We start from the raw sequence: 3518 nt of genomic DNA on the forward strand, positions 1-3518 counted from the left end.
GAGGGCGGTTTCCTGCATGACGCCGCCGAGTTCGACCCGGCCTTCTTCGGTATCTCGCCGCGTGAGGCGCTGGCGATGGACCCGCAGCAGCGGCTGCTGCTGGAGACCTCGTGGGAGGCGTTCGAGCGGGCCGGGGTCGACCCGACCGCCATGCGTGGCAGCCGTACGGGCGTCTTCGCCGGCGTCATGTACCACGACTACGCGACCGGCTACGGCAACGGCGAGGAGCTGCCCGAGGGGGTGGAGGGTTACCTCGGCACCGGCATCTCCGGCAGCATCGCCTCCGGCCGCGTTTCCTACGCCTTCGGTCTGGAGGGTCCGGCTGTCACCGTCGACACGGCCTGCTCGTCCTCCCTCGTCGCCCTGCACTGGGCGATCCAGGCGCTCCGCAACGGTGAGTGCGACATGGCACTGGCCGGCGGTGTGGCGATCATGGCGACGCCCGAGACGTTCGTCGACTTCAGCCGTCAGCGTGGCCTTTCGGCCGACGGGCGCTGCAAGTCCTTCGCGGCGGCCGCGGACGGCACCGGCTGGGCCGAGGGGGCCGGCATGCTCCTGGTCGAGCGGCAGTCGGACGCGCTGCGGCACGGGCACCCGATCCTGGCGGTGGTGCGTGGCTCGGCCATCAACCAGGACGGTGCGAGCAACGGTCTGACGGCGCCGAACGGGCCGTCGCAGCAGCGGGTGATCCGCGAGGCCCTGGCCAGTGCCGACCTGTCCGCCGCCGACGTGGACGCGGTCGAAGCGCATGGCACCGGCACCCGCCTGGGTGACCCCATCGAGGCCCAGGCCCTGCTCGCGACCTACGGCCAGGAGCGTCACGCGGACCAGCCGCTGCTGCTGGGCTCGATCAAGTCGAACATCGGTCACACGCAGGCGGCGGCCGGTGTGGCGGGCGTCATCAAGATGATCATGGCGATGCGGCACGGGGTGTTGCCCAAGACGCTGCACGTCGATGCACCGTCGAGCCAGATCGACTGGGAGGCCGGTGACGTCAGCCTGCTGACCGAGGCGGTGGCCTGGCCCGAGACCGGCCGTGCGCGCCGGGCCGGTGTGTCGTCGTTCGGCATCAGCGGTACCAACGCGCACACGATCATCGAGCAGCCGCCCCTTCCTGCGCAGGTGGCGGACGTACCTCAGTCGGACGCCTCACTTCCGGTCGTGTCCTGGGTGCTCTCGGCGAAGGGCGAGGAAGCCCTCCAGGCGCAGGCGCGTCAGCTGCACTCCTACGTCCTGTCCGCGCCGGATGTCCGTCCGGTCGACGTCGCCTGGTCGCTCACGACCGGCAAGGCGTCCTTCGAGGACCGCGCCACGATCGTGGCCACGGACCGCAACGGGCTCCTGGCGGGACTCACCGCACTGGCGGAAGGCGGCTCGATGACGGGGCTGTTCGAGGGGACCCCGGCTTCCGGGAAGGCGGCCTTCCTGTTCACCGGGCAGGGCAGCCAGCGGCTCGGGATGGGCCGCGAACTGTACGACGTCTACCTGGTGTTCGCCGCAACGCTCGACGCGGTGTGCGAGCGACTGGACCCGCTGCTCGAACTGCCGCTGAGGGACGTGCTGTTCGGCTCCGACCGGGACGCCCTCGACCGCACGGAGTACACGCAGCCGGCGCTCTTCGCCGTCGAGGTGGCGCTGTTCCGGCTCGTGGAGAGCTGGGGCATGAAGCCCGACTTCCTCTCCGGTCACTCCATCGGCGAGATCACCGCCGCACACGTCAGCGGCATCCTCTCCCTGGAGGACGCCTGCACCCTGGTGGCCGCACGCGGTCGCCTGATGCAGGCGCTGCCGGCCGACGGTGTGATGATCGCCGTCCAGGCTTCGGAGGACGAGGTCCTGCCGCTGCTGACCGACGGGGTCAGCCTTGCGGCGATCAATGGCCCGCAGTCGGTGGTGATCGCCGGAGACGAGGATGTGGCGGTCGCGATTGCCGAGTCCTTCGAGACCCAGGGCCGCAAGACCAAGCGTCTGACGGTCAGCCACGCGTTCCACTCCCCGCACATGGACGGGATGCTGGAGGACTTCCGCCAAGTCGTGGAGGGCCTGTCCTTCGCAGCCCCGACCATCCCGATCGTCTCCAACCTGACCGGCGCCCTGACCACCGACGATGAGATGACCTCGCCCGACTTCTGGGTCCGCCACGTCCGTGAAGCCGTCCGCTTCCTCGACGGCATCCGCGCCCTGGAGGCCGCCGGAGTGACGACGTACGTCGAGATCGGGGCCGACGGCGTGCTGTCGGGACTGGCGCAGGACTGCCTGACTGGTGACGCGGACACCGCCGCCTGCATCCCGGCTCTGCGCGCAGGGCGCGCGGAGGCGGAGTCGGTGGTCGCGGCAGTCGCTCAGGCGCACGTGCGCGGTGTCGAGGTGGACTGGTCCGCCTTCTACGCCGGTGCGGGTGCCCGACGGGTCGAGCTGCCGACGTACGCCTTCCAGCGGCAGCGCTACTGGCTGGAGATGCCGGCCGCTGCTCGCAAGACTGCCGCCGACGATGTGGACTCCCGCTTCTGGGACGCCGTGGAGCGCGAGGACCTGGAGTCGCTTGCCGCGGCCTTGGACATGGATGACGAGAACGCCCGGGGCACGGTCCTGCCGGCCCTGCCTGCCCTGTCGGCGTGGCGCCGTGGCCTGCGGACTCAGTCCGAGGTGGACCGGTGGCGTTACCGGGTGTCGTGGAAGCCGCTGACCGATGTGGTGGCAGTGGCGGCGGGTACGGGGCTCTCCGGGTCCTGGCTGGTCGTGGTGCCTGCCGAGGGCGTGGACGACACAGCTGTGATGGATGCGCTGACCGGGAGTGGTGCCGAGGTCCGTCGGATCGTCGTCGAGACGGGCACGGACCGAGCCGGCCTGGCCGGCCTGCTGTCCGACGCGGATCCGGTCGCCGGTGTGGTGTCGCTGCTCGCGCTGGATGAGGCCAACGGGCTGTTCTGCACGGCTGCTCTGGTGCAGGCGTTGGGCGATGCCGGGGTGGAGGCGCCGCTGTGGTGCCTGACCCGGGGCGCGGTGAGCGTGGGCCGTTCGGACCGTCTGGTTTCGGCGGTGCAGGCGCAGACGTGGGGCTTCGGCCGGGTGGCCGCTCTGGAGGTCCCCGGGCGTTGGGGCGGTCTGGTGGACCTGCCTGAGGTGTGGGACGAGCGGGCGATGGCCCGGCTGGTCGGTGTACTGGCCGGTGGTAGCGGCGAGGACCAGGTCGCGGTGCGGTCCTCCGGGGTGTTCGGGCGTCGGCTGGTCCGTGCTGCTGCCGGGGGCGCGGGTGCGTGGGCGCCGTCCGGGACCGTGCTGGTGACCGGTGGTACGGGTGCTCTGGGCGGGCGGGTCGCGCGGTGGCTGGCGGGGGCGGGCGCGGAGCGTCTGGTGCTGACCAGCCGACGGGGCGCGGACGCGCCGGGCGCGGCTGAGCTCGCGGCGGAACTGTCCGAGCTCGGCGTGGACGTATCGGTGGTGGCGTGTGACGCCGCTGACCGCAACGCGCTGCGTGAGCTGCTCGCGGCCGAGGCCGCCACGCTCACGGCGGTCGT

At 71.7% G+C, this 3518-nt stretch carries 1 protein-coding gene; it reads left to right on the forward strand.

What is annotated here, in order from left to right:
* Positions 1-3518: type I polyketide synthase (locus tag AC0699_RS39440; RefSeq protein ID WP_478671423.1), on the forward strand; the 3518-nt coding region annotated here is incomplete at both ends.

It is taken from the genome of Streptomyces sp. NPDC043870, assembly GCF_056435785.1.